The organism is Albirhodobacter sp. R86504, from assembly GCF_042466415.1.
Classification (GTDB): Bacteria; Pseudomonadota; Alphaproteobacteria; order Rhodobacterales; family Rhodobacteraceae; genus Albirhodobacter.
Genome location: NZ_JAXHCH010000002.1, coordinates 2,300,357 through 2,325,854 on the forward strand (window position 1 = coordinate 2,300,357; position 25,498 = coordinate 2,325,854).

Sequence of the window (25,498 nt, forward strand, 5' to 3'; positions counted from 1 at the left end):
TTCTCCTCCGTTGTGGTGAGGAGACCACAAGCAATTGGCTCTGACAAGTTGCGCCTGCTGTTCGAACGCGTAAAGCTGCGCGGATGAACACACTCATTCAACACCCGCTTGTCGCAGCGTGCTGGGTCTTCGCCCGCAACGTCATGAACCGCCTGCAAGCGGGCCATATCGGCTTGATCGCCGCAGGGGTGGCATTTTACGCGATCTTCGCGATTTTCCCCGCCACAACAGCGACGATCGCCCTTTGGAGTTTGGTTTCAGACCCGAATATCATCGCCCAATATCTCGACGTTGCCGAAGGATTTATCCCGCCCGAGGCTTATCGTCTGCTGAGCAATCAGATCAACGCGTTATTGTCTGGTCCGAGGGCGACGTTGGGGTGGGCGACGGCAGTTTCCGTCGCGATTGCCTTGTTCTCGGCGCGGGCGGGCGTGCAGGCATTGGTTCAAGGGATAAATGTTATTCACCGTTGTCCATCGCGACAGGTGCTGCGCGGTGTTTTGGCCGGTTACGCGATCACGCTTGCGCTAGTTGCAACGACTTTGGCCGCCTTCGCGATCATCATCGTTGTGCCGATTGCGATCGCCTTCCTCCCGCTGGGCATACTACGTGAATGGCTTTTGACAGAACTGCCTTGGCTGATGATGATCGTATTGATTTTTTCGGGCCTTGCGATCTTGTATCGCTTCGGCCCAAGCCAACCAGAATCCCGTGCCGGCTGGTTCAGTATCGGTGCGCTGGTTGCAGCCTGCGGTTGGGCGATCGGTTCTCTTGGTTTCTCGTATTATATCGCCAATTTCGGAGCGTATAATCGCGTCTACGGCTCGATTGGCGCCGTCATCGCCTTGCTCATGTGGCTCTATATTTCCGCCTACGTCATTTTGGTTGGGGCGGCGATCAATGCTGAACTTAAGCACCGCCCCAATCTTCCGAATGGCTTTAAGGATTAATAGTCTTTCTCGTAGAAGACGCCGATCCCGCTTGTTCCATCAGTGCCAACACTTCCGCGCGCGGTGATGTTGGACGTGACATCGAGATTGAGAGTGATCTCGGATGTCCCATCGGAGGCCACGGATACGTCGGTGTAGACCTTCTCTGAGATATACTTGCCCACGGTCAGCTCTGCGTTTCCTGAATCGTCGGTAGAGACATCAAGATCGTCTAGCCCCGTGCTCTCCCGAAGTTTCGAAATGATCCCTGCGCCACCTTTGCCCGCGAGGCTTGCAACGGCCGATGCCAATTGCGCGGCCTGAAGCGCCGAGAGGGATGTGATATCGCGGCTGAACAAAATCCGCGCCAAGACTTCTTCTTGGGGGAGTTCCGGGCTGGAATAGAGAGTAATCTCTGGCGATGTTGCATCACCTTCGATCTGAACCGTCGTTGTGACATCATCGCTTTCCGTTGTCGCGAGGAAGCGGATCCAAGGCACCAAAGCCCCCTGCAAAGCCACCTGCCCCTCATCCAGTGTGAAACGTTTGCCAAGGATATCGAGGCGTCCACGGATCAAACTGAATTGCCCGATCGGGATCACATTTGCCGTGCTGCCCGTAACGCGAAGCGATCCGCCCAATTCTGCGTCCAAGCCGCGCCCACGCACAAAGATCTCCCGAGGCGCCGAGATCGTGAGATCGATGGGGAATGCCGGCCCCGCCGCCGCGGCACTCTCGGCCGCGGTCTCAATGAGCCCCGCTTTTTGACGTGTCTCACGCGTTGCTGCGCTTTCATTGACGTGATCAATGTCCGGGATTTCCGCGATCGAAGTGATCCCTGTCGACGGAATCCGCAGCTCTGTATTGGCGAGCTGTAGCGCGCCTGTGATCCGGGCGCCGCCGGTCAAAGGCCCATTGATGGCGACCTGTCCGGAGACCGAAGTCTCATATAGCTCGGGATCGCGAAGCATGAGTTGGTTGAGCTGAATGGTAAGATCCGCCGTATTGGGCGCATCGAGTGAAATCGGCCCCGATAGCGTCAACGTACCCCCTGTTGAAAGCTGCGCTCCAACATTCACCTGTGCTCGCAAGTTGGCGAGATCGGTCGTGAGATCGACGTTCTCCAAGATGAGGCCAAGCGCAGGCGCAACGAGACGGGCGTTGTTCGCCACGATCTTCCCTGATACCGCCGCGAGCGATGGCGCACCATTGATCGCCAGATCAAAGCCGAGAGGACCTTGCAGCGACCGCGGCTCGATGAAGGCGTTTGCGAGCGCGAGCTCGGTATTGCCCGTGATTTGGAGCGCAAGATTTTGCAACGCGGCATCCAGTCCGCCCGTTACAGCCGCCTGTGTTCCGCCCGGACCAGAGGCATTAAGATCAAGCTGGTAGCGTTGGGCTGTGCCTGCGATGCTGCCGCTGACGGTCAATGGCCCAGGGAAATCAGGCGCGAGCAAGGCTGCATTGGCGAGCCGCGCGTCAATATTGAAGTTCTGATTACCGTCAGCAACGATGCCATCGGCGTTGATCGATACCTGCGCATTGCTGAGATCCGCTTGTTGCAGGGTGATGCGACCATTCTCCTCTTGTGCGACGACCGATAAATTCAACGCTCCCGCGAGGATCTTATTCACTTCTGCGATTTGCGTGGAGATGCCATTCCCAACCCCGTTGAGCGTGATCTCTCGCTTCGCGCCTTGCGCCGTGACGCGGGCGGTCAAATCAATCGCGCCACGTACTCCGGTTTGCGTCAAGGACAGGTCTTTGACATTTAGATCGGCGCTGATGTCAGTCGCATCGGAGGACAGAGTTCCCGAGGCCTCCGCGTCAATGCCACGCGTAGATAGCGTGGCGGTGCGTAAAACAAGACCTGTTTCGTCACGCTTCGCAGACACTTTAATGGCGCTCGTTCCGGCCAGGATAGGGTCGATTTCGGCGATACCACTTGCGAGGTTTTCGCCGGTGATTTGTGCATCAATATCGAATGCTCCACTCAATGCGGTCGCCGTGCCAGTGATCTCGGCCGATAGGGCGCCGCCGAGATTTTGGCCGGTTAGGAGAGAGAGGCGCTCCAGCGTTTCGTGCTCTGCCGTCAACGCCGCTTGAATGTCCAAGCCGCCCGCCAGATCGTCGAATGAAATTTGACCGCTCGCCGAATATCCGGCCCCGTCCAAAGTCATACGGCTCAATCGCAAGGGCGCGTCGGCTTGCCAAGTGAAGATGGTCTGCAAGTCGATGGTTTCCCCTGTCGCTGCTTGCAGGGCTGGATCTTTCAGCGCGATGCCTTGCGCCGACAATCGCACCGTTCCGCCTATGGATGGCGCAGTATCGTCAGGCCGGATACGGCCGGAACCCGACAGCATAACTGTCTTGAAGCTGCCTTCCTCACGCTCGATCCCGTCGACGCTGCCGGACAGTTTCCACCCATCACCACGCGCCTGATCATAGGCCAATGTGATCTGCGCGCCGTCGACGTAAGTTTCCGCGCCCGAGATAGGAAGCAAGACAGGCTCATCCCCTAATCCGATAAGCGTCTCAAGGTTGAAACGTTGCGGTAGGCCACCTGGTAAAAGATCAAGTGAGCCGTTGACCTTTAGCGCGGCGCTTTCCAGCTTCAGGTTTTGGAGGCTGAATTGGCCATCGCCACCGCTAGAGCCTTCGGCAATAAGCGCCGTGTTAGACCCGAAAAACGCGCGATACTCGGTGGGCATGAGTGGCGCGAAATCGCCTTGAAGATCGACGCTAAACGCCGTCTCGCCCTCATCATCGCCTGCCAAAATCTGAACTTTTCCGGCGAGGCGCTCGGAGCCGTTGGAGGTCATCCGCACGGTCGCGCCGAAGTTTTCAAGCGGCCCGCTCCCCGCCAGCGCAAGGGTGAGCGCCGGCGCGTCAGGAATGCCAGTTTTCCGCGCGATAATGCCGTTCTGCGCCTCACGCATCAAAAGATCGATCCCGAGCTGTCGCGTCGCGTTTGCAAAACTTGCAGAGAGCGTGATCTCCGCGTCCTTATCTGTTCGTTGGAGATCGAGTGTGGCCTCTCCTTCGCCATCCGCGATCCGCATGGAGCCGCTCAATTCGGCTGTGAGGGCCTCACCGATGATCGGCTCGCCGAGCGTAAGCTTCTGGACGTCCAGCTTTCCCAGTTCGATCGACACAGGCAGATCCGGCAGCGAAAACGGTTGCGCCTCTGGTGATGGCGCGGCGGACTCGTCAGATGAGCCTGGAAGACGCGGGAGATTGATCTCCGCGGCGCTCAACTCATCAACCTCAATCGCACCGCGCAGCAACGCGGAGCGGTTCCACGCGATTGCGCCATCTACGATCGTCAACCATGCGCCATCAGCATCCGAAATGGTCATCAAATCGAAGGTCGCTTTCGAGGACAGTGCCCCTTTGAAGCCGTCGATACGCACAGTGCGACCATCGCCGGAGAGGTTATCTTCGATCAACCCTGTGAGATAGCTGCGGTCACGTTCGGCTTGTTGGGCGGTATCCGTGGCCTCTTGCGCGAAGGATGTAGTGAACGGCGTTGAGGCCAAAGCAACGGTGAGAATGAGGGGTGATAGAATACGCATCAGAAAGCCTGCCCGATCCCGATATAAATTTGCCCACCGTCGCCTGTGCTGCCCGATACGGGGCCCGCAACATCGAGGCGGATCGGGCCGATGCCCGTGTTGTACCGAAGGCCAAGGCCCGCGCCTGTTTGCCATTCGCCGTCCGAGAAGCTCGTCGCGCCGACATAACCGGTGTCATAAAACGCGACGATCCCGATGGTTTCGGTGACATTTGCCCGAATTTCTCCCGAAGCTGCGAGGAATGCCGCGCCGCCTGTTTCACGTGTGCCCCCATCAAGGACACTGACGCCTAAAGATTCGTAAGGATGGCCGCGTACTGTGCCGCCGCCACCTGAATAGAACAGGTAATCACGTGGCGTTTCCTCAAGATCAGACCCTAGAACAGAGCCTGCTTGGAGGCGTGCGGCCAGAACATATTTCGCGTCCTCGCCAAAGCCCCGATAGGCCCGTGCATCCGCCTTCAGCTGGATGCCGGTTCCGGTTTCTTCGCCAAGTCCGTAAAAAGGTGTCGCATCCAGCGATCCATAATAGCCCTTCGTCGCATTTAACGGCTCATCGCGGTTATCGAACGTTAGATTTCCCGGGAATGCGATCTGGCGGAAGATGGTGCGCGTCGTATCCTCGGTTGTATCCGACCAGCGATAGGCGATCCCGAGCTCACCCGTCAGCCGGGGATGGAAGATATGGGAGACACCAAACTCGAGGTTTACGCTTTTTGTAAGGTCGTCGGGTTCATCGTCGCGCGCGACTTCCGTTTCGATATAAGCAGTTGTGTCGGGCGTGAAGGTTGCCGGACGATCGATCCGCGCGGAGAGGCCGTAGTCAACCCCGCTGAGCGTGCCGCCGATATCACCGACCTCGCCATCGATCCGCAGACCCTCTCCGCCGCCAAACAAATTACGATGTAGCCAATAGGTGGACAGGGTTATCCCCTCTAATGTGGCAATCTCGACACCGGCGCCGATACGCCGCGTCTTGGCCTCGACAACGGCCAAGGCAACATCAAGTGAATTATCGGGATTCAACTGATCGGCTTCGGTCAGGCTGACGGAACTGAAAATACCGGTGCGCCGCAGGCGGGTTGAAACTGTCGCTAGTTCCTCGGGGCTATAAATTTCGCCTTCGGGGAACCCTGCGATCTTCGCGAGGCGCGCCGGGCGCAGACGATTATACCCTTTCATCGTCAACTCCCCGAACCGTGCTACTGGCCCTGGAGCGAGCTCAATCTCAGCGGCGAGCGTGTTTTCACGGTGGTTCGCGGTGACCGATTGCTTGCCGACATCGGCTTTCGCATGTCCAATATCGCGCCACGCGCTGACGCCTTCGCGGGCGGCGTCGATGATCAAGCTTGATCGCGCGATTTCGCCCTCGCGGAACCCGTCGGGAAGTTCGGTTTTGGGGGCCAATGGTTCAACAGTCGCGCGTTTAAATTTGAATTGCTCACCAATGTTGATCCGCACCGTCACTGTTGACAGGGATTTGGGAACATCGAGAGGCGCGATGGAGGATGCCTCGCGGCCGTTGAGTTTGATGGAGACTTGGGGCGAATAGTATCCGTTGTCATAAAGCGCCGAGACGATCCGCGCATAATCCGCACGGGCTGCGGCAAAGATGCTCTGCTCGTCGGAATCGTCCGCGATTGTGGATTCACGTGTCAGAGACGCCGTTGCAATTGCCTCCCAAAGATCACCGCGTGCTCCCGGTGCGAGGAAAGAAAAATCAAGCGCGAGAGCTGCTTGACCACTCAACACACAGGCGAAAGCGAGTCCGCCGATCAAATTCTTCTGTGCCACTGCCGCGCCTAGCCCCTGTCAAAACAATCCCGTGCTTTGAGAGTCGCAGTAAATCGCCATAAATGAAAGGGCATGACGCGGGTTTGCGCGAGGATTCGCCGCAGCTCGGCGCTAAGTCACGAAAGCGTGAGCGAAATCCGCTCAGAGTGGTCGCGCAAGTAGATCGACAGCCATGCCGAATACTGGTCCGGATTTGCGGCGACATCCGCCTTTAGTGCGCCGAACTCGATCCAGCGGGAAGCTTGCGCCTCGTCAGGATTTAGCACGAGTGGGAGATTTCTGTCGCATTGCGCCACGTAGAGCTCGACGACCTCATGCTCGATAAGCCCGCCGCCAACCTCGGCACGGTATTCAACTTGGCCGACTGGCAAGAGGGACAGGCCCCTGATTCCCATCTCCTCATATAACCTGCGCTGGGCGCATATGTCGAAGGCCTCGCCCCACTGGGGGTGCGTGCAACACGTGTTCGACCACTTCCCGCCCGAATGATATTTGGCCGCTGCCCTTTGCTGCAACAAAACATAGCGCCCCGACATGACGAAAACCGAAACCGCCTGATGTTTGAGGCCGCGTTGATGTACGGCAAGCTTTTCCACAGGGGTAAGCACGCCTTCCACCCAAGCGGGGATCATTTGCGGGACAGTCTGTGCAGCATCAATCGGCATGGCGACCTCCGGACATAAAAACGCCGCCCCGAACAAACCAGGGCGGCGTAAAACGGGGATATACGATCAGGCGTCCGCGGTGGTGTTCTGCGCCTCGGCTGCCACGCGCTGCATTTGCTGGCGGTAGAGTGCTGCAAAATCGACGGGCTCCAACATGAACGGAGGGAAGCCGCCATCGCGCGTCACATCAGATACGACGCGGCGCACGTAAGGGAAGATCATGCGTGGGCATTCAATCAGCAAAAACGCATGGAGATGTTCTTCCGGCACGTTCTCGACATGGAAAATGCCTGCGTAGTCTAGCTCCAGCAGATAAAGCGTCGCATCGTCATTCTTGTTCTTCGAATTGATGCGGAACTTGGTGGACACTTCATACTGATGATCTGCGGCGCGCTTGCGGGCGTCCAAGCTGACCTGAACTTGGATCTCGGGCGATACATCCGCGTTTTGCAGACCTTTTTGCGCGAGCGCATTTTCGAAGGACATGTCACGGATGAATTGCGCGAGAATGCTCATTTTAACTTGCGGAACCTGCGGTGCGGCGCCGTTGGTGTGCTCGGTCATAGATGTCTCCCAATTTCGTTGGGCATTGTGTAGCAGGAGGCGCCGCGCCACTCAATGCCAAGAAAAAGAAGGCGGCGGTGCATCACTCTTTCGGCTTCGTCCATCCTGACGGACGATTGCCAATTTGGTTCGGATCGGCCTCAACCTCGGAGTAATCGCCGTCGATCACACCATCTTGCGGCGCGCCGCGACGAAAGGGATGCGCACTTGGGTCGTTTTGCTGAGGGCCGCCGCCAAATCCTGCACTGAAACCGCCTGCACGGCTGCCCATTTCAAATTTCGCAACAGTGACGCGTTTGCCAAACTCGCGGATGGCAAATTGACGCACTTTAGGAATGAGAAGCAAAATACCGCAGGTGTCAGTGAAGAAGCCCGGCGTCAGAAGCAACGCGCCCGCAAGCAGGATCATCGCGCCATGCGCCAAGGGGGCCATCGGATCGCGTAACTCGGCCATAGACCCACGCAGATCCGCCATCGCCTGTGCGCCTTGGCTTCGTACCAAGGAGGTTCCCACGACCGCCGTTAACAGAACGACACCCAAGGTTGGCCAAAGACCGATCAAGCCCCCGACTTGGATGAAAAGGCCGATCTCAATCAGCGGAACGAGAATAAAGGCGATTAGAATCCACATTAGCATCTCCCAACAACAAGTTTGGCAGGCGGTGGACTTGATCCCGCCCCTGCCCTACATAAGTGTGCAATCATGCCGATACCAACCCCGAGTATCACAATAGCGTGCAAAGGATTATGCAAATGGACGATTCCGTCATTCAGGTTCTGGTTCTGGCCGCGATAGCTGTCTTTCTGGTCCTGCGGTTGAAATCGATCCTCGGCACGCGCGAAGGATATGAAAAGCCGCTGATCGAGGATGAGCCGGAAGCTAAGCGGTCGAACCGCAGTTTTGAGGTGATCGACGGCGGTCCCGATCATGACATCATCGACAATCTTCCCGAGGGCTCAACCGCGTTGGAGCCGCTCTCGGCCATGAAGCGCGTCGAGCCAGAGTTCTCCGTCACCAAATTCCTGTCGGGGGCACGCGGCGCGTATGAGATGATCCTCGTTGCTTTTGATAAGGGCGAGATGGAGCGTATCCGCCCGTTCCTCGCACCCGAGGTGTTCGACGCCTTCAACGGCGTTGTTGAGCAGCGTGCCGCGAACGGCCTTCGGGTCGAAGGGGAGTTTTTGGGTGTCCGCCAGTTGGTTTTGAGCGATGCACAGTTTGACCGCTCCACGAATGAGGCGGAAATCACGGTGCGGTTCACCGGAGAGATGGTAACTGCCGTGCGCAATGCGGATGGTGAAATCGTTGAGGGTGATCCGAAAGTGTCCCGCAAACAGCGCGACAGTTGGACATTTTCCCGTGTCATGGGCGCAAATGATCCAAACTGGCGCCTCGTCGCGACAGGCGATTGAGGCGATGTGCGGTTGGTATCCTTTGCGGGGCCAACCCGACGCCGCCTTCGGGGCGGCGTTTTGCATGGTGCGCAGATGAAGCGTCGTCGCAAGCTTTCCGCAGAGGAACGCGAACTTTGGTCGCGTGTCGCGGCAACAACCCAGCCCGTTCGACCGCCCAAAGCGGATGAGCGCGAGGCGTTTGTCGCGGGGCTTAACCCGCCGAAAGCCGAGGCCCCTCTTTCCAAAAAAACGCAATCCGTGCCCGCAATTGTCCCAAGTCTCAAAGATCTCCGGATCGGGACGGCGGCCCCGTCAAAGCGTCTCCGTCTTGATCTTGCGCCTTCGGTTGCCGATCATCTCGCCGCGCAGCCCGTTCAAATGGATCGCAAGAAGCATCAGAAAATGACGCGCGGGCGGATCGAGCCGGAGAGCAAGATCGATCTCCATGGAATGACGGTGAACGAAGCACACCCCGAGCTGATCCGGTTTATCCTGAATGCGCAGGATCGGGGATGCCGTCTTGTGTTGGTCATCACCGGAAAGGGGAAAATGGCGGATGATTATGGGCCAATCCCTGTCCGTCGTGGCATTTTGCGCCACCAAGTTCCGCAATGGTTACGCCTGCCGCCATTGGGGCAAGCTGTTTTACAGGTTACGCAGGCGCATCTCAAACATGGCGGCGGCGGCGCTTATTACGTCTACCTCCGGCGGCGCTAGTCGGTGATGGGGGAAAGCGCGATGCTCGTCGCGTTTTGTACCGTCAAAACCACGCCCGGTATCAGCCCCGCGCGACCCTGCTGACCCGAGGCCAGCGCGGCATTGACGATGGAGCCGTTCCGCAAAAGGGCCATTAAGCTCGGAGATGAGCCGAGCAGAAAATGCGGATCAGACCCGCTAAAGGCACTCACCTCGACCAATGTGACACGCAGATCCGCAAGCCGCTCTGGGTCGGAGATCAGCCCGAGGCGATCGGCTTCGCCCGAAAGCCGGGCGGAAAGACGCAAGATTGGATCGCGTTTGGAGGTGAAGATCATAAACGGTTCGGGCAGGTCTCCGATGTCATGCGCCTGCGCGCGAAACAACGATACATCGATGTCAGGTGCCATCAGCGCGACGCCCGCAATCTTGTTTTGCAGAAGGTTCGGATCGCGAGAGGATAGATCGCGCAGAGTTTCCATCACCAATTGAGAGCCCATCGAATGCCCCAAAAGCACAATTTTAGTCGCCCCCGCGCGGCTTAGCTCTTGGATGAGATCATGTAGCCCGTCGCGGGCGAACAGGGCGGAATCGCGATCATAGGCATAGCCGAGAGGCTGCCCGGCGGAGGGCCATGCGTAATGAACAAGCACGCCCGGCAACTCGAGATCCTGCCCAAGCTGCGCCATCCGGTAGAGACCTTCCGCGAAAATCGTATTGAACCCGTGCACGAAGATCACCGCTTCGCCGCCTTGCGCCCGCAAGGCCGGTGCGAGATCAGCGCGGAGCGCAGAGGCCGATGGGTAGTCCTCGACATGTGCCGCCAGAAAATCTTTTCGCGGGTCTGGCGTTTTACCGCTTTGCGCGATCGTCAGCTCGCCTGCCACGCGGTCCGGTGGAATTGCGACATCGACGCGCAGATAACGCGTGTCGTCTGAGCGACCGCGCTCCAGGGCACTCATCTCCGGATCGGTCGCGATGCTTTGAGAAATCAGTACCTTGGATCGTGTTGTCCCGACATAAATCGCGCGGGTTTCTTGGGCCTCGATGCCTTCTGGCATCAAAACCATCGCACCGCGCGGCGCACAACCTGCGATTAAAATGAGAGCGTAGATGTGCCAGATCCGCATGTCATCTCCGATCGCGCGCAGTCCCTGCGCATACCCTAGCGAGGCGCGCAGGGACTGCCAAGTTCAGAGCACGTAGCGGCTCAGATCTGCCGAGCGGCTCAGATCGCCGAGATGTTTTTCCACGAAGGCGGCGTCCACGATCACTTCTTCACCGGCACGATCCGGTGCCGAGAAGGACAACTCCTCAAATACCCGTTCGATAACGGTATAAAGCCGCCGTGCGCCGATATTTTCGACCGTCTGATTGACCTCTGCCGCGATTTTCGCGAGCGCGGCGATCCCGTCTTGGGTAAAGGTGACGGTAACTTGTTCGGTGGCCATCAAGGCGGTGTACTGCCGCGTGAGGGCGTTATCCGTTTCGGTGAGAATGCGGATAAAATCGTCCTCCGTCAGGGGCCGCAATTCAACCCGGATTGGCAAGCGGCCTTGGAGTTCTGGAAGAAGATCGGACGGTTTCGCGATATGGAAAGCGCCCGACGCGATGAACAGGATATGGTCGGTCTTCACAGGTCCGTGCTTGGTGGAAACGGTGGTGCCCTCAATCAACGGTAGCAAATCACGCTGCACGCCTTCTCTCGAGACATCCGCGCCCCGCGTCTCGGCGCGGGCGGCCACTTTGTCGATCTCGTCGATGAAAACGATTCCGGATTCCTGAACAGCTTCGAGTGCGGCGGCTTTGACCGCCTCGTCATCCAATAGCTTATCGGCTTCCTCGGAAACCAGAACCTCATAGCTTTCCGCCACTGTCATCTTTTTGCGGGTTTTACGGGTTCCGAAGGCCTTGAACAGGTCTTGCAACCCTTGCATCTGGGCCTCCATCCCAGGTTGGCCAAGGGTCATCGGCACCGTCGCGGTTTGCTCGGCGACTTCTAGCTCGATAATCTTTTGATCGAGCTCCCCTGCCCTCAGTTTCTTGCGGAACATCTCGCGGGTTGCTTCGCGCGCATCGGTGCCGGCAAGCGCCTCGATGACGCGCTCCTCCGCAGCACCTTCGGCACGGGATTTCACCTCATCGCGCATGCGAGCGCGCGCTTCCACCATCGCGGTATCTGTCAGATCGCGGATGATCTGCTCAACGTCGCGGCCCACGTAGCCGACTTCGGTAAATTTCGTCGCCTCGACCTTCAGGAAGGGCGCTTTGGCGAGTTTGGCGAGCCTGCGGGAGATTTCCGTTTTGCCGACGCCGGTCGGTCCGATCATCAAGATGTTCTTCGGATAGACCTCGTCACGCAGATCATCCCCCAAAAGCTTACGCCGCCAGCGATTGCGCAACGCAACCGCCACAGCGCGTTTCGCATCTGCTTGGCCAATGATGAAGCGATCTAGTTCGGATACAATTTCACGAGGGGTGAGGTTGGTCATGTTAGACTCCCGTTTGGGGCGCCACTGGGGCGGTAGAATAGGGCGGAAGGCGGTCTTTAAGTGGGAAATCCGGCAAACCCCGCATGAGGCGGGCGCGAAGATCCGTCCAGAATGTTCCGAGCAATGTGAGGAACAAGCCAACGATCAGCAGAACGTCCAGCCATGATCGCGGGTCGGAGCGGTCTGAAATCGCGTAGCTCAGCAAAAAGATGAGATAGCCAATGCCTGCGGTCAGGAACGAGCGGCGGTCGATGACCAGCGCGAGCACTGACACCAAGAGCAGGGCGACCCCCAGAAGCGCATAACCTAGCCCTGGTCCCATCTTGTAAAAGGTGAGGGCGACGGTGTTCACCAGCGCCGGCGCGGCCAGCAGATGAAGCCAGAAGCCAGACGCAGATGTCAGCCCGAGGCGGTGGGGATCACGCATATCAAACCAAAGCCCGCCGATCAGCGCGCCGATACCAAACAAAAGCGTGCCAATTGCTGTGCTAGCGCCAGTGCGCAGATCAAGCTGCATTCCGCGCAAAGACACTCCGTTCAAGGTCGCGAAATGGCCGGTGATCACTAGCGCGGCGATCAGGCCGACGACCCCGATCAGGAACATCGTAAAGGGAACGCGGAAGGTTCGGTACCACATGACCAGACCGCCGCCGACGCCCGCCAAGATAAGCAGGGCGGGTATCGTGACATTGGTATCGCTCGGCAGGGCTTTGATCAGCACCTGTGTGGAGAGCGCGGCCAAAAGCGCCGCGAATGCGGTGACCAAGACAATCGAGGGCAGCATCATGCGCCGCTTTAATGTGAAATATTTCGCCAGCCCCCAAGTTGCTGCCGCGAGGCCAAGCACAAGTACGAGCGGAAAGCCGAACAGGGCTGTCAGGCCGCCTATCGCGGTGATCAAAATCACTAGGCCGACCGATACGAAAATCTCGGCAAAGCCTTTGAACAGTTCGAATGGCTCATCCTCGACGATGCGCTTGCCTGCGCGGGCCTGTGCAAGGGCCAGAACACTGGCGGCTTGCGCTTCGGACAGGTGGCCCGCTGCGACCGAGGCACGCAGGTCGTCGCGGGTTACATCACTCACCGATGACCTCAACGGTCAGATTTCCATTTGTGTAAACGCAAATATCCGACGCAATCGCCATAGCCTTGCGCGCGATAGATTCCGCGTCGAGATCGCTCTCAAACAAACCGCGGGCTGCGGCGAGCGCGAAGTTACCACCCGATCCGATCGCGGCGATATCGTGTTCAGGCTCCAACACATCGCCCGCGCCGGTAAGAATAAACAGATCTTTGCCATCGGTGACGATCAGCATCGCTTCCAGATTGCGCAGGTATTTATCCATCCGCCAATCCTTCGCCAGTTCGACGCAAGCACGTGCCAATTGTCCCGGCGCGGCTTCGAGTTTTTTCTCCAGGCGCTCCAGCAAAGTGAATGCATCAGCGGTTGAGCCCGCAAACCCGCAAACAACCTCATTTCCGCCCGGATTGAGGCGACGAACTTTTCGCGCGGACCCTTTTATGACGGTTTGGCCGAGACTGACTTGCCCGTCACCCGCAACCACGACGCGCCCGCCCTTGCGAACGCCGATGATCGTTGTTCCGTGCCAGCCGGGAAATTTATCGTCCGCCATGATGCCCTCATATCTAGAAACCTATCATCGCAAGACTTGGGCGTTCACGGGCAAAAGGGCAAGGGTAGGGTGAAAGCTTCACCTTTTGCGTGCAGCCCCCGACATTAAACGCGCGGGCAACAAAGGCAGTCTGCAAACCCTAACGATCCATAAAATATAGGTTTTGTGCACAATTGCGTCGGCATTTCGGGTCACGTTTAGATGATCTTGATTTTTTCGGGTGTTTTTCTTCTTCAGTCTGTAACAATCGGCCTGCTGACAACGTATCGGAATTAGAATGCACGACAAAACCCATGATTGGTCGGAGTTGCTTCGCGCTGCAAATGCAGGAGATGCAAAAGCTTACGGGTTGTTTCTGACCTCCGTGACCCCCGTCATCCGTGCTGTCGTGCATCGGCGCGGAGGCGGCGTTGATGCAGAGGATATCGTGCAGGAAGTCTTGCTCGCTATCCACACGCGACGGCAGACGTGGCGTGAAGAAGACCCTGTTGCGCCATGGGTTTATGCCATTGCGCGACACAAGGTGATCGACGCATTCCGCAAACGCGGGACACGCGTCATGGTCCCGATCGAGGAGTTCTCGGACGGGCTGCCGGCTGAGCCGGAAACATGCCCGACCGAGAAGGGCGATATTGATGTGATGATCGCCCGGCTTGAGCCGCGCGCGGCGAAGGTGGTTCGGGCGATTGGCGTGGAAGGCCGAAGCTTCGCGGAGACCGGAGCGATGATGGAAATGACGGAGGGCGCGGTGCGGGTCATGCTGCATCGTAGTCTCAGCAAACTTGCCCAGCTGAGGGAAAGGTTAATTGAGATATGAACACCGATGATCTGATTGCCGCAATGTCGCAAGACACACAGGCGCGCTCAAACACTGTTCAAGTCTTGGCGATGACCGCGCTGCCGGCGTTGGTAGTTTCTTTGGGCATCTATTTTGCGGTTCTTGGCTATCGTCCGGACTTGCTCGATCTTTTGGGCGATCCGATGGTCGCTGGAAAATTTGTCCTGCCTGCCGTCGTGTTGACCGCCGTCTTTCCTGCGATGATCGCGTTAACGCGGCCGCAAATGAAGGTTGGGCGCGGGGCGCTCTTGATTTTGCCGGTTCTGGCTCTTGTGACGATCGCCTTTGGGATGTTCGTTACCCCCTCGGGCGGCATCATCAACGGGTTTATCGGTCAGACAATTCCGCATTGCCTCGTCTCAATCCCGATGATCTCGGCTTCCTTCCTCGCGGCAACACTTCTGGCGATGCGCGCGGGTGCGGTCACCAATCCACGCCTTGGCGGTGCCTTGGCGGGATTGGTGTCCGGCGGTGCCGGTACTTTGATTTACGCGACCCATTGCACAGAGGATAATCCTCTTTTTTATGGAACTTGGTATGCGCTGGGCATTGCGATTGTTGCCTTGATCGGTGCGTTTTTGGGGCCGAGGGTGTTGCGCTGGTGATCAGCGCTTCACACTGGCGGTGACGTAGTTCACCGAGAGGTCGCGATCCGATAGCGACCAACCCCAAGTGATGGGATTGAAGACCATTCCCTTGCGATCCATCGGCGATAGGCTAGCGCCGCGGATCAACTCATATAGCTCGTCGGGCGTGATGAACTTCGACCATTCATGCGTGCCTTTGGGCAACCATCGCATAACCCATTCCGCGCCGACAATCGCCATCATGAAGCTCTTTGGATTGCGGTTGAGTGTGGAGCACAGCATCAGCCCGTCCGCCTTGAGCAGGCTCGCGCAGGTCTGCACGAAGGCTTGCGGGTTCTCGACATGCTCGATGATTTCCATGGCCATCACGACGTCGAACTGTTCGCCGTCGGCGGCCAGATCTTCCGCGGCGCAATGGCGATAATCAATGTCGAGGCCTGACTGTTTGGCATGCAGTTGAGCGACGGGGATATTTCCCGCAGCCGCATCCGCCCCGACCACTGTTGCACCGAGCCGCGCCATTGGTTCGGACAGCAAGCCTCCACCGCAGCCGATATCGAGGAGTCGAAGCCCCGCAAACGGCAGGGCTGTCGTCAGATCCCTGCCAAACTCCGCCGCGATCTGTGACGTCAAATAGTCCAGCCGGCACGGATTGAGCATATGAAGCGGTTTGAACTTCCCGTTGGGGTCCCACCACTCCGCCGCCATTGCCTCAAATTTCGCCACTTCTGCTGGATCAACCGAATTCATCACTTATCCTCATTCTCGCCCATGGCGGGCCAACGTTCATCGTTATATAGTGCTTTCATGGATAGAACCGCAGGGCAAAAGCGCACATCAGGCGCGTTTCTTTATCCGCTGATTGATCGCTTCGATCAGCGGATGTTGGATATGGGCGATGGGCATCAGGTTTATGTTGAACAATCGGGCAACCCCGACGGGGTGCCCGTCGTCGTTTGTCATGGTGGTCCGGGGGGCGGTTGCAGCCCTGCAATGCGGCGATATTTCGATCCCGAGGTCTATAGGATTGTTCTGTTCGATCAACGTGGATGCGGTCTCTCGCGCCCTCATGCGAGCGTCGAGGCGAATACGACCGCGCATCTGATTGCGGATATGGAGCGCATTCGCGAGACGTTAAAAATCGACCGCTGGATGTGTTTTGGCGGGAGCTGGGGCGCGACTTTGGCATTGCTATACGCGCAAGCGCATCCGGATCGCGTGCTGCATCTCGTTTTGCGGGGGGTGTTTTTGGCCCAGCAATCCGAGTTGGATTGGTTCTATGGTGGCGGTGTCGCGCGGTTTTTCCCCGATCTCTGGGCGCAATTTACTGATTTGATCCCGGCTGGTGAGCACGAGGATTTAATTGCGGCTTATCATGAACGGCTATTTAGCGGGAATTACGCCGTCGAGGCCCGTTTCGGGCGCGCTTGGGCAGGATGGGAGAATGCACTGGCGGCGGTTGATCCCGCTTGGCCGATGGGGGAAGCGCCTGCCGATTATGCTCGCGCATTCTCGCGGCTCGAAAACCACTATTTTGTCCATAAATGCTTCATTTCAGAGGGGCAGATTCTTCGAAATCGAGGCAGAATTGAACATATCGGCGCCGATATCGTGCAGGGTCGCCAAGATATGATCTGCCCGCCCTTGTCCGCATGGCGGCTCGCGCAGGGATGGGATCGGGCGCATCTGAAGCTCGTGCAGGCCTCCGGCCACGCGTTGTCTGAGCCGAGGATCACTGAAGCGCTTGTCGAGGCGACAAACCGCCTTCGGCCGGTGTTGCGAGCGGCGCTATGATAGATCGCTTGCAGACTCAGTTGTTTTAGCCTATATGGCCTTCAACAGCGGCGTTTCAGGGTCCAAACCTGAGGCCCACCGGACAGATGCAACGGGCCGCTAGGGCCCGTTTTTCATTTGCGGGTCGCCATGTGATTTAGTCAGAGGATCGGGATATGACCGAGCTGATCGCCAAGACCGCCATCGATCGGCGCCTGGCAGAGATTGTTACCCCTGCGATTGAGGGGTTGGGCTACGAGTTGGTCCGCATCCGCTTGCAAGGCGGCCGCACGGCTACGCTTCAAATTATGGCGGATCGCCCCGAGGGCGGGATCAACGTCGACGACTGTGCCAAGATTTCCACTGCGGTTTCGGCCGTGTTGGACGTCGAAGACCCGATTGAGGATAACTACCATCTCGAAGTGTCTTCCCCAGGGATCGATCGGCCGCTGACACGTCTGAAAGATTTTGACGCTTGGGCCGACTACGAGGCGCGGATCGAAACCACGGAACTGATCGACGGTCGTCGTCGGTTCAAAGGGTTTATTCGCGGCACCGAGGGCAACGAAGTATTGATTGAGATCGAGGAGGCGGGCGCGCCTCTGACCATCGGGCTTGAGTTCGAATGGTTGTCTGACGCGAAACTGATCCTGACCGATGAGCTCATCGCCGAGATGCTCCGCCAGAAAAAGGCGGCAGGTGTGATCGACGAAGACGACTTCGACGAGATTGTAAACGATACCGATTCTGACCCTTCCGAGGAGGCGTGATATGGCAATCACTTCTGCCAACCAGCTCGAACTGCTGCAAACTGCTGAGGCCGTTGCCCGCGAGAAAATGATCGATCCTGATCTCGTGATTCAAGCAATGGAAGACAGTCTCGCGCGTGCCGCGAAGTCGCGCTACGGCGCGGAGATGGATATTCGCGTGTCGATCGACCGCAAAACCGGCCGTGCGACCTTCACCCGTGTCCGCACGGTTGTTGAGGATGAGCTGCTGGAAAACTACCAAGCAGAGCTGACCGTTGCTCAGGCGAAACAGTATTTCTCGCATCCCGAAGTCGGGCAGGAAATCATCGACGAGGTCCCGCCAGTCGAGTTGGGCCGTATCGCGGCACAGTCGGCAAAGCAGGTTATCTTGCAGCGCGTCCGCGAAGCAGAGCGTGATCGTCAGTACGATGAATTTAAAGATCGTAAAGGCACCATCATCAATGGCGTCGTGAAGCGGGAAGAGTACGGCAATCTTATCGTCGATATCGGCCGTGGTGAAGCAATCCTGCGCCGGAACGAGAAAATCGGCCGTGAAAGCTACCGCCCGAATGACCGTATCCGCGCCTATGTCAAAGATGTTCGCCGCGAAACGCGCGGGCCGCAGGTCTTCCTGTCGCGCACCGATCCGCAGTTCATGGCTGAATTGTTCAAGATGGAAGTGCCGGAAATCTACGACGGCATCATCAACATCAAAGCGGTTGCTCGTGATCCGGGCTCGCGCGCGAAGATCGCTGTGATCTCGAACGATAACTCCATCGATCCTGTCGGTGCTTGCGTTGGTATGCGCGGGTCGCGTGTTCAGGCAGTCGTTGGCGAGTTGCAGGGCGAGAAAATCGACATCATCCCGTGGAACGAAGATCAAGCGACCTTCCTCGTGAACGCATTGCAGCCGGCAGAAGTGTCGAAAGTTGTGATCGATGAGGAGGCTGGCAAAATTGAGGTCGTCGTGCCTGACGAGCAACTCTCGCTCGCAATCGGTCGTCGCGGCCAAAACGTGCGTCTGGCGAGCCAGCTCACCGGTCTCGATATCGACATCCTCACAGAAGCCGAAGAATCGCAACGCCGTCAGGCCGAATTCGCAGAGCGCACAAAACTCTTTGTCGACGCCCTTGATTTGGACGAGTTCTTCGCCCAACTCTTGGTGGCAGAAGGCTTCACCTCGCTTGAGGAAGTTGCTTACGTCGATCAAGACGAGCTTTTGTCCATCGAAGGTGTGGACGAAGGCACGGCGGGCGAATTGCAAGCCCGCGCACGTGACGTGATTGAAGAACAAAACCGTAAGGCCATTGAGGCAGCAACCGCGCTCGGCGTGGAGCAATCGCTGTTTGATTTCGAGGGCCTGACCCCGCAGATGATCGAAGCACTCGCGAATGATGGCGTCAAAACGCTGGAAGATTTCGCGACCTGCGCCGATTGGGAACTTGCGGGTGGTTGGACAACAGTCGATGGCGCGCGTCACAAGGACGAAGGCATTCTCGAAAAGTTCGAGATGACTCTTGAGGATGCGCAAGCCCTGATCATGACGGCACGTGTCCAGCTAGGCTGGGTTGATCCGTCCGAGATGGAAGCCGAAGAAGATGAAGAGCCTGTTGAAGGCGAAGTGGAGGCCGAGGTTTAATCCTCGGATAGCAAGATGAGCCGTGGTGGCCGAGATAAAGAACGAGACGATCCGGAACGGCGCTGCGTCGTAACGGGAGAGGTGCAACCTAAATTTGGGTTGATCCGCTTCGTGCTCGGCCCAGACAACATGATCTATCCCGATCTGGCACAAAAATTGCCAGGTCGGGGGATCTGGGTTACGGCAGATAAAGAATTGATTACGAAAGCGGCGACGAAGGGCTTATTTGCTCGCGCCGCGAAAACAGCGGTAACGGTGCCTGATGGCCTCGCGGACATAGTCGAGCAGGGTCAGGCGATACGCGTTGTGGAGCTTGTCTCGATGGTTCGCAAAACGGGCCGTGCTGTGATCGGTTTCGAAAAAGTTAAGGGATGGCTCTCTGAGGGCCGTGCCAAGGTTCTGCTTCAAGCATCGGATGGTTCCGAGCGTGGAAAAGGCAAGCTCTGGACGCCCGAAGGCGGGCGTTGGTTCGGTTGTTTGACGGCCTCCGAATTAGGTTTGGCATTTGGGCGGGATCATGCGATACACGGCGCGCTTGCCACGGGTGGACTCACCCAGCGCGTCATCGAAGAAGCGGCGAAGCTTACGGGCTTGCGCAAGCAGTGCGGCGAGATACTCGCCGGGAAGGATACGAAGACGGCATGAGCGATACAGACGGTAAAAAACCCCTTGGTCTTGGCGGCGGGCGTCCCGGTTCGGTGAAGCAGAGCTTCTCGCACGGACGGACGAAGAGCGTTGTTGTTGAGACAAAGCGCAAACGCGTGATGGTCCCTAAGCCGGGCGCCGCGCCGGGCGCGAAACCATCTACTTCGGGCAACCCATCCTTGGGTGACCCCTCCAAGCGTCCCGCTGGGATTTCCGACGCCGAGATGGAGCGCCGTTTGAAGGCGCTTCATGCTGCGAAGGCACGTGAGGTTGAAGAAGCCGCGACGCGCGCGGCAGACGAGAAAGCCCGCGAAGAAGAGCGGGAACGCCGTCGTTCCGAGATCGAAGCGAAAGAACGCGAAGATCGCGAGCGCGAAGAAGCGCTCCGCCTGAAAGCGGAAGAAGACGCGCGCAAAGCCCGCGAGGCCGAGTTGCGCGCGCAGAAGAAAGAGGAAGTTCGCAAGGCGCCGGCGAAAGCTGACGTGCCTGTTGACCCTGCAGCAGCAGAAGCCGCCGCATCGCGCGCGGAAACCAAGGGTGTATCGACCACTGGCCCGCGCAAGATCGACCGTGATCGTGACGAGCGTACAGCGGATCGCGAACGCGCCAAAAAAGGCGGCACAGTCGACAATCGTCGTTCGGGCAAGCTTTCGCTGAGCGCAGCGCTCTCAGGTGGTGAAGGCGGGCGTCAGCGTTCGATGGCCGCGATGAAGCGTAAGCAAGAGAAAGCGCGTCAGAAGGCGATGGGCTTCGGCCAAAAAGCCGAGAAAATGGTCCGCGACGTTCAGCTTCCAGAGACTATCGTTGTGCAAGAGCTTGCCAACCGTATGGCGGAACGCTCGGTCGATATCATCAAATCCCTCATGAAGATGGGTATGATGGTCACGATGAACGAACCGATCGACGCTGACACTGCTGAACTTGTGATCGAGGAATTCGGCCACAAAGCGGTCCGCGTTTCTGACGCTGACGTCGAGCAAGTGATCGATACCGTGAAGGATAAGGACGAGGATCTGCAAACCCGTCCGCCGATCGTGACGATCATGGGTCACGTTGACCACGGCAAGACATCGCTCCTCGATGCGATCCGCAAGGCGAACGTCGTTTCCGGCGAAGCTGGCGGGATCACGCAGCACATCGGCGCATATCAGGTGAAAACCGAGAAGGGCGCAGTGTTGACCTTCCTCGATACGCCTGGTCACTCGGCGTTTACGTCGATGCGTGCGCGCGGCGCGAATGTCACCGATATCGTTGTGTTGGTTGTCGCGGCCGATGACGCGGTGATGCCGCAAACGATCGAGGCAATCGCCCACGCGAAAGCGGCAAAAGTGCCGATGATCGTTGCGATTAACAAAATCGATAAATACGAAGCGAACCCGCAAAAAGTCCGCACGGATCTACTGCAGCATGAAGTCGTTGTGGAAGCCATGTCGGGCGATGTTCAGGATGTGGAAGTCTCGGCGAAAACCGGCCTTGGTCTGGATGAACTGCTTGAGGCGATCGCATTGCAAGCAGAAGTTCTGGAACTTCGCGCAAACCCCACGCGGTCGGCGCAAGGTGCTGTTATCGAGGCCAAACTTGACATTGGTCGTGGCCCGGTCGCGACAGTTCTGATCCAACACGGTACCCTGCGTCAGGGCGATATCTTTGTCGTCGGCGAGAAGTGGGGCAAGGTTCGTGCGCTGATCAACGACAAGGGCGAGCGTATCACTGAGGCTGGGCCGTCGGTCCCTGTCGAAGTCCTCGGCCTCAACGGAACGCCAGGCGCGGGTGACGTGCTTAACGTTGTTGAGACCGAAGCTCAGGCGCGCGAGATCGCGGATTACCGCGAGAAAGCGACCAAGGACAAGCGCGCGGCGGCTGGTGCGGCGACCACGCTCGAGCAGCTTATGGCGAAGGCTAAAGCTGATTTGAGCGTTGCCGAAGTGCCCGTCGTTGTGAAAGGCGATGTGCAGGGTTCGACCGAAGCGATCGTTCAGGCGCTCGAAAAAGTCGGGAATGACGAAGTCCGCGTGCGGGTTCTACATTCCGGCGTTGGTGCGATTACGGAAAGCGATATCGGCTTGGCGGAAGCCTCCGGTGCGCCTGTTATCGGCTTCAACGTTCGTGCGAACGCGCCTGCTCGTGCCTCTGCGAACCAGAAAGGTGTCGAGATTCGCTACTACTCGATCATCTATGATCTGGTGGACGACATCAAAGCGGCGGCCTCCGGCTTGCTCAAAGCTGAAGTGCGCGAGCATTTCATCGGCTATGCGGCAATCAAGGAAGTGTTCAAGGTCACGGGCGTTGGCAAGGTTGCCGGTTGTATCGTCACCGAAGGCGTTGCGCGTCGTTCTGCTGGGGTTCGCTTGCTGCGTGAGGACGTGGTCATCCACGAAGGCACGCTTAAGACACTCAAGCGCTTCAAAGACGAAGTTAAAGAGGTCATCTCCGGTCAAGAATGCGGGATGGCGTTTGAAAACTACGACGATATCCGCGCTGGCGATGTCATCGAGATCTTCGAGCGTGAAGAGGTCGAGCGGAAGCTCTGATCCACGGAAAAAGATGAAACGGAAGGGGGGCCATACGGTCCCCCTTTTTCATGACGAGCGTTGTTGCCACGAAAAAGGGGCGCTTGAACGGCGCCCCTTCGTTATCCACTCGCGTATTTGCTCGCGCGCGGCGCGTTACAGCCAGTCGCGCAAGATCGGGATCAACGGCTCATCCGCAGGTGGCATAGGGTAATCCCGCAAATCTTTTGGACGCACCCAAGCCAATTTTTGCCCCTCGCGCGGCTGAACGATACCCTCCCATTTGCGGCAGGCAAAGAGCGGCATCAGCAGGTGAAACTCGTCGTAGTTGTGGCTTGCGAAGGTCAGTGGCGCTAGGCAGGAGGCGTAGGTATTGATGCCCAACTCCTCGTGAAGCTCACGGATAAGACAGGCTTCCGGCGTCTCCCCCGCCTCAACTTTTCCGCCGGGAAATTCCCATAGCCCGGCCAGAGATTTCCCCTCTGGCCGCTGCGCAAGTAAAATCCGGCCTTCGCCATCAATAAGGGCAACTGCGGAAACGAGAAGAAGTTTCACGAACGATAATCCGCGTTGATGTCGATGTAACGGTGAGTCAAATCGCAGGTCCAAACCGATTTCGCAGCATCTCCGAGACCTAAATCGACCGTAATCACAAGCTCCTCGCCCTTCATATAGGCGGATGCAGCGGCCTCATCGTAATCCGGCGAGCGCCAGCCCTTTTCGGCCAGAACCATCTCGCCGAAGGAAATCGTCAGGAGGTCACGTTCAGCCTTGGCGCCGGATTTACCGACGGCGGCAACGACCCGGCCCCAATTCGCATCTTCCCCTGCGATCGCGGTTTTCACGAGCGGCGAATTGGCGATCGACATCGCGATTGTATGGGCATCTTGCGCAGTCTCGGCGCCCGTCACGCGCACCTCAACGAACTTCGTGGCACCTTCACCGTCCTTCACGACCTGATGGGCGAGATCCATCATCACGGCACGGAGTGCGGCTTCAAAGTCCTTCGCAACCTTCGAGCGAAGATCACTGATTTCTTCCGCCTCAGAGCGCCCGGTGGCGGCGATCAGGAGCGCGTCAGAGGTTGACGTATCGCTGTCCACGGTGATCGCGTTAAACGTCTCGTCAACTTGGCGCGAAAGCAGGCGCTGCAAGGTCTTTTGCGAAATCTTGGCATCGGTGAAGATATACACCAGCATCGTCGCCATATTCGGGGCGATCATGCCCGAGCCTTTTGCGATGCCTGCGATGCGGATAACGCCGCCTTCGCCCTCAACTTCGGCGGTTGCGCCCTTCGCGAAGGTGTCCGTCGTCATGATTGCATTCGCGGCGGCTTCAATGCCGTTGACATCAAGCGAACCTGCGAGCTCTTCAACCTTGGCAACGATCTTGCCGTGCGGCAGCGGCTCACCGATGACCCCCGTTGACGAGGAGAAGACACGCGAGGCTGGCACGCCAACTGCGGCGGCAACGGCCTGCGTGACGGCGTCGACCAACTCCTGACCAACCGCGCCAGTGAAGGCGTTTGCATTGCCGGAATTCACGATAATCGCCGCACCCTCATCGGTATCCGCTGTGGATTTGAGCTTTGCTTGGCAATCATGGACGCATGCGGCCCGCGTTGAGGATGTGGTGAACACACCAGCGATAGCGGAGCCGCCGGCAATTTTGATCAAGGTCACATCGCTGCGCCCTTGATATTTGATCCCTGCCTGCGCCGAAGCGAATTCAACGCCGTCGATCACGGGGAGAGTGGGGAACGATTTGGGGGCGAGTGGCGAAACCAGCGACGCCTTCTTCACGGGCGCGACGCTTGCAGGGGCCTGCGCGTTCTTCCCGGCGGCCTTATACGCCTTGCCGCGCTTTTTGAGCGCCTTGATCTCGGCTTTCAGCTCTTTTGCCTTAGCCTTCCACTTCTTGATACCCATATCTCTCTCCCGATGCGCTACGGCGCAGGCGTGATTACAGTCGTTAGTCTTTCAAAATCTCGTTCGAACGCAAGATAGCCGGATCTACGCCGTCCACCAAACGCTCGACCTTGATGTCTTCCATCAACGCAGCAACATGACCCTCAACGGCGGCTGCGCGCACTTCGCCTTCGATCTCCTCGCGAACATCTTCGATTTTCGGTGCTTCTGCCAGACGATCTTCGAAGAGTTTAACGATATGCCAGCCAAACTGGGTCTCAACGGGAGCGGACACTTCATCCGCTTTCAGCGCAGCAACAGCGTTTGCGAAGGGCTCGACCATCGCTCCCAGCGGGAACCAGCCAAGATCGCCGCCGCTCGCCGAGGATCCGTCGAGGGAATGCTCTTTGGCTTGCTCCGCGAAATCAGCACCACCCACAATCGCCTCGTGAATAGCCTTTGCCTCATCTTCGGTTTTTACGAGAATATGCGCCGCGTGGTATTCTCGCGACGGCTCTACGCTCGCGTATTTTGCGTCATAGGCTTCTTTGACGGCATCCTCGGAAATTGCGGATTGCGCGATTTGATTGAGGACGGCGCCGGAAAGGTAAGCGCGACGATCAACTTCGATCATCAACTTATCGCGCGCAGTCAGCGCCTCTTCGCGTTCTTCGGCCAAAGCCGTTTGCTGGATCAACTGCTCCAGAACGCCGTCAAACAAAACCTTGTCGTCGAGCGAAAGATACTGCTCGGGCAGGCTATCGCGCAGCGCAATCATGTGTCCAAGGGTAATATCGGTGCCATTGACCGTCGCAACGACGGTTTCTGCGGTCATATCTTTAGCGGCATCTTGCGCCCAAACGGGTGCGGTCATGCCTGCCGCAATCAGGCTTATCGTCGCAAAACACATCTTTACGCTGGAAATCATCGGCATTCGGGCAACTCCAATTGATCTGCGGTGTCCCGCAGCGTTGACACTGTGACGGGTGGCGCTTACATCGCCAAGGGTCTTGTTGTTTGTCCCGTCCCTTTTTTCGTTTGCCGTTCTAGGCGGGCGTGCAGGTTCGAGCAAGGGCAGGCGAGACACGAAATGGTCAGGAACCCGCG

The 25,498-nt window shown here is 57.9% G+C and carries 23 protein-coding genes; 10 read left to right on the forward strand and 13 right to left on the reverse strand.

The window, feature by feature from the left end; all coding sequences use genetic code 11:
- Window positions 1-83: 83 nt before the first annotated feature.
- Window positions 84-950 carry a YihY/virulence factor BrkB family protein gene (locus SJY32_RS13125; RefSeq protein WP_376876113.1) on the forward strand — a complete coding sequence of 289 codons (867 nt, stop codon included), beginning with the start codon at window positions 84-86 and terminating at the stop codon, window positions 948-950.
- Here the strand turns inward: SJY32_RS13125 and SJY32_RS13130 are convergent.
- From SJY32_RS13130 to SJY32_RS13150, 5 genes are all read right to left on the reverse strand, one after another.
- Window positions 947-4,504 carry a translocation/assembly module TamB domain-containing protein gene (locus SJY32_RS13130; protein ID WP_376876116.1) on the reverse strand — a complete coding sequence of 1,186 codons (3,558 nt, stop codon included), beginning with the start codon at window positions 4,502-4,504 and terminating at the stop codon, window positions 947-949. The genes SJY32_RS13125 and SJY32_RS13130 overlap by 4 nt on opposite strands.
- The gene (locus SJY32_RS13135; protein ID WP_376876119.1) at window positions 4,504-6,297 is read right to left on the reverse strand and encodes an autotransporter assembly complex family protein; all 1,794 of its coding nucleotides are present in this window, start codon (window positions 6,295-6,297) and stop codon (window positions 4,504-4,506) included. Before SJY32_RS13135 ends, SJY32_RS13130 begins: the two co-directional genes overlap by 1 nt.
- 116 nt (window positions 6,298-6,413) lie before the next feature.
- Window positions 6,414-6,962 (reverse strand): isopentenyl-diphosphate Delta-isomerase, encoded by a 549-nt coding sequence (locus SJY32_RS13140; protein ID WP_376876122.1) that lies wholly within the window; start codon window positions 6,960-6,962, stop codon window positions 6,414-6,416.
- Between the two features lie 66 nt (window positions 6,963-7,028).
- Window positions 7,029-7,526 (reverse strand): protein-export chaperone SecB, encoded by a 498-nt coding sequence (gene secB / locus SJY32_RS13145; RefSeq protein ID WP_376876125.1) that lies wholly within the window; start codon window positions 7,524-7,526, stop codon window positions 7,029-7,031.
- 82 nt (window positions 7,527-7,608) lie between these two features.
- Window positions 7,609-8,157, reverse strand: a complete 549-nt coding sequence (locus SJY32_RS13150) for an FxsA family protein (protein WP_376876128.1) — start codon at window positions 8,155-8,157, stop codon at window positions 7,609-7,611.
- Window positions 8,158-8,279: 122 nt separating this feature from the next.
- On the opposite strand from SJY32_RS13150, the gene SJY32_RS13155 reads away from it, so the two are divergent.
- Together SJY32_RS13155 and SJY32_RS13160 are read left to right on the forward strand one after the other, a co-directional pair.
- Window positions 8,280-8,939 (forward strand): Tim44/TimA family putative adaptor protein, encoded by a 660-nt coding sequence (locus tag SJY32_RS13155; protein WP_376876131.1) that lies wholly within the window; start codon window positions 8,280-8,282, stop codon window positions 8,937-8,939.
- Between the two features lie 75 nt (window positions 8,940-9,014).
- Window positions 9,015-9,638 (forward strand): Smr/MutS family protein, encoded by a 624-nt coding sequence (locus SJY32_RS13160; RefSeq protein ID WP_376876134.1) that lies wholly within the window; start codon window positions 9,015-9,017, stop codon window positions 9,636-9,638.
- On the opposite strand, the gene SJY32_RS13165 is transcribed toward SJY32_RS13160, so the two are convergent.
- From SJY32_RS13165 to hslV, 4 genes are all read right to left on the reverse strand, one after another.
- Window positions 9,635-10,747: an alpha/beta hydrolase gene (locus SJY32_RS13165; RefSeq protein ID WP_376876137.1), complete on the reverse strand. Its 1,113-nt coding sequence runs from the start codon at window positions 10,745-10,747 to the stop codon at window positions 9,635-9,637. The two genes, SJY32_RS13160 and SJY32_RS13165, sit on opposite strands and share 4 nt — an antisense overlap.
- Window positions 10,748-10,810: 63 nt before the next feature.
- Window positions 10,811-12,109 carry an ATP-dependent protease ATPase subunit HslU gene (hslU, locus tag SJY32_RS13170; RefSeq protein ID WP_376876140.1) on the reverse strand — a complete coding sequence of 433 codons (1,299 nt, stop codon included), beginning with the start codon at window positions 12,107-12,109 and terminating at the stop codon, window positions 10,811-10,813.
- Between the two features lies 1 nt (window position 12,110).
- Window positions 12,111-13,193, reverse strand: a complete 1,083-nt coding sequence (locus SJY32_RS13175) for a hypothetical protein (RefSeq protein ID WP_376876143.1) — start codon at window positions 13,191-13,193, stop codon at window positions 12,111-12,113.
- A complete protein-coding gene (gene hslV, locus SJY32_RS13180) occupies window positions 13,186-13,743 on the reverse strand; it encodes an ATP-dependent protease subunit HslV (RefSeq protein ID WP_376876146.1) in 558 nt (185 codons plus the stop codon). Before hslV ends, SJY32_RS13175 begins: the two co-directional genes overlap by 8 nt.
- A gap of 277 nt (window positions 13,744-14,020) precedes the next feature.
- Between hslV and SJY32_RS13185 the strand changes: the two genes are divergently transcribed.
- Together SJY32_RS13185 and SJY32_RS13190 are read left to right on the forward strand one after the other, a co-directional pair.
- Window positions 14,021-14,560: a sigma-70 family RNA polymerase sigma factor gene (locus SJY32_RS13185; protein ID WP_376876149.1), complete on the forward strand. Its 540-nt coding sequence runs from the start codon at window positions 14,021-14,023 to the stop codon at window positions 14,558-14,560.
- On the forward strand, window positions 14,557-15,186 hold the full coding sequence (locus tag SJY32_RS13190; protein WP_376876152.1) for an NrsF family protein: 630 nt from the start codon (window positions 14,557-14,559) through the stop codon (window positions 15,184-15,186). The genes SJY32_RS13185 and SJY32_RS13190 overlap by 4 nt, the downstream gene beginning before the upstream one ends.
- Here the strand turns inward: SJY32_RS13190 and ubiG are convergent, their stop codons facing one another.
- Window positions 15,187-15,918 (reverse strand): bifunctional 2-polyprenyl-6-hydroxyphenol methylase/3-demethylubiquinol 3-O-methyltransferase UbiG, encoded by a 732-nt coding sequence (ubiG, locus tag SJY32_RS13195; RefSeq protein ID WP_376876155.1) that lies wholly within the window; start codon window positions 15,916-15,918, stop codon window positions 15,187-15,189.
- A gap of 57 nt (window positions 15,919-15,975) precedes the next feature.
- Between ubiG and pip the strand changes: the two genes are divergently transcribed.
- The 5 genes from pip to infB all read left to right on the forward strand — a co-directional run bounded on the left by pip (window position 15,976) and on the right by infB (window position 22,505).
- Window positions 15,976-16,962 (forward strand): prolyl aminopeptidase, encoded by a 987-nt coding sequence (gene pip / locus SJY32_RS13200; protein ID WP_376876158.1) that lies wholly within the window; start codon window positions 15,976-15,978, stop codon window positions 16,960-16,962.
- A gap of 155 nt (window positions 16,963-17,117) precedes the next feature.
- Window positions 17,118-17,711 carry a ribosome maturation factor RimP gene (gene rimP, locus SJY32_RS13205; protein ID WP_376876161.1) on the forward strand — a complete coding sequence of 198 codons (594 nt, stop codon included), beginning with the start codon at window positions 17,118-17,120 and terminating at the stop codon, window positions 17,709-17,711.
- A 1-nt stretch (window position 17,712) separates the two neighbouring features.
- Complete coding sequence (gene nusA, locus SJY32_RS13210; RefSeq protein WP_376876164.1) at window positions 17,713-19,329, forward strand: transcription termination factor NusA; 1,617 nt, start codon at window positions 17,713-17,715, stop codon at window positions 19,327-19,329.
- Between the two features lie 15 nt (window positions 19,330-19,344).
- Window positions 19,345-19,974, forward strand: a complete 630-nt coding sequence (locus SJY32_RS13215) for an RNA-binding protein (protein ID WP_376876167.1) — start codon at window positions 19,345-19,347, stop codon at window positions 19,972-19,974.
- The gene (gene infB / locus SJY32_RS13220; RefSeq protein WP_376876170.1) at window positions 19,971-22,505 is read left to right on the forward strand and encodes a translation initiation factor IF-2; all 2,535 of its coding nucleotides are present in this window, start codon (window positions 19,971-19,973) and stop codon (window positions 22,503-22,505) included. Before SJY32_RS13215 ends, infB begins: the two co-directional genes overlap by 4 nt.
- Before the next feature lie 135 nt (window positions 22,506-22,640).
- Here the strand turns inward: infB and mutT are convergent, their stop codons facing one another.
- From mutT to SJY32_RS13235, 3 genes are read right to left on the reverse strand one after another with little or no spacing between them, the layout of a single operon-like run.
- Window positions 22,641-23,039, reverse strand: a complete 399-nt coding sequence (mutT, locus tag SJY32_RS13225) for an 8-oxo-dGTP diphosphatase MutT (RefSeq protein WP_376876173.1) — start codon at window positions 23,037-23,039, stop codon at window positions 22,641-22,643.
- Entirely contained in the window at window positions 23,036-24,412 is a 1,377-nt protein-coding gene (argJ, locus tag SJY32_RS13230; RefSeq protein ID WP_376876176.1) for a bifunctional glutamate N-acetyltransferase/amino-acid acetyltransferase ArgJ, read from the reverse strand. The genes mutT and argJ overlap by 4 nt, the downstream gene beginning before the upstream one ends.
- A 43-nt stretch (window positions 24,413-24,455) precedes the next feature.
- Complete coding sequence (locus SJY32_RS13235) at window positions 24,456-25,325, reverse strand: peptidylprolyl isomerase (RefSeq protein WP_376876179.1); 870 nt, start codon at window positions 25,323-25,325, stop codon at window positions 24,456-24,458.
- Window positions 25,326-25,498 lie beyond the last annotated feature (173 nt).

What these genes read in the sequence shown, in the direction of transcription:
- SJY32_RS13125 (WP_376876113.1), top strand. Translation starts at nt 84, where the DNA reads ATGAACACACTCATTCAACACCCGCTTGTCGCAGCGTGCTGGGTCTTC.
- SJY32_RS13130 (WP_376876116.1), bottom strand. Translation starts at nt 4,504, where the DNA reads ATGCGTATTCTATCACCCCTCATTCTCACCGTTGCTTTGGCCTCAACG.
- SJY32_RS13140 (WP_376876122.1), bottom strand. Translation starts at nt 6,962, where the DNA reads ATGCCGATTGATGCTGCACAGACTGTCCCGCAAATGATCCCCGCTTGG.
- secB (WP_376876125.1), bottom strand. Translation starts at nt 7,526, where the DNA reads ATGACCGAGCACACCAACGGCGCCGCACCGCAGGTTCCGCAAGTTAAA.
- SJY32_RS13150 (WP_376876128.1), bottom strand. Translation starts at nt 8,157, where the DNA reads ATGTGGATTCTAATCGCCTTTATTCTCGTTCCGCTGATTGAGATCGGC.
- SJY32_RS13155 (WP_376876131.1), top strand. Translation starts at nt 8,280, where the DNA reads ATGGACGATTCCGTCATTCAGGTTCTGGTTCTGGCCGCGATAGCTGTC.
- SJY32_RS13160 (WP_376876134.1), top strand. Translation starts at nt 9,015, where the DNA reads ATGAAGCGTCGTCGCAAGCTTTCCGCAGAGGAACGCGAACTTTGGTCG.
- SJY32_RS13165 (WP_376876137.1), bottom strand. Translation starts at nt 10,747, where the DNA reads ATGCGGATCTGGCACATCTACGCTCTCATTTTAATCGCAGGTTGTGCG.
- hslU (WP_376876140.1), bottom strand. Translation starts at nt 12,109, where the DNA reads ATGACCAACCTCACCCCTCGTGAAATTGTATCCGAACTAGATCGCTTC.
- hslV (WP_376876146.1), bottom strand. Translation starts at nt 13,743, where the DNA reads ATGGCGGACGATAAATTTCCCGGCTGGCACGGAACAACGATCATCGGC.
- SJY32_RS13185 (WP_376876149.1), top strand. Translation starts at nt 14,021, where the DNA reads ATGCACGACAAAACCCATGATTGGTCGGAGTTGCTTCGCGCTGCAAAT.
- SJY32_RS13190 (WP_376876152.1), top strand. Translation starts at nt 14,557, where the DNA reads ATGAACACCGATGATCTGATTGCCGCAATGTCGCAAGACACACAGGCG.
- ubiG (WP_376876155.1), bottom strand. Translation starts at nt 15,918, where the DNA reads ATGAATTCGGTTGATCCAGCAGAAGTGGCGAAATTTGAGGCAATGGCG.
- pip (WP_376876158.1), top strand. Translation starts at nt 15,976, where the DNA reads ATGGATAGAACCGCAGGGCAAAAGCGCACATCAGGCGCGTTTCTTTAT.
- rimP (WP_376876161.1), top strand. Translation starts at nt 17,118, where the DNA reads ATGACCGAGCTGATCGCCAAGACCGCCATCGATCGGCGCCTGGCAGAG.
- nusA (WP_376876164.1), top strand. Translation starts at nt 17,713, where the DNA reads ATGGCAATCACTTCTGCCAACCAGCTCGAACTGCTGCAAACTGCTGAG.
- SJY32_RS13215 (WP_376876167.1), top strand. Translation starts at nt 19,345, where the DNA reads ATGAGCCGTGGTGGCCGAGATAAAGAACGAGACGATCCGGAACGGCGC.
- infB (WP_376876170.1), top strand. Translation starts at nt 19,971, where the DNA reads ATGAGCGATACAGACGGTAAAAAACCCCTTGGTCTTGGCGGCGGGCGT.
- argJ (WP_376876176.1), bottom strand. Translation starts at nt 24,412, where the DNA reads ATGGGTATCAAGAAGTGGAAGGCTAAGGCAAAAGAGCTGAAAGCCGAG.
- SJY32_RS13235 (WP_376876179.1), bottom strand. Translation starts at nt 25,325, where the DNA reads ATGCCGATGATTTCCAGCGTAAAGATGTGTTTTGCGACGATAAGCCTG.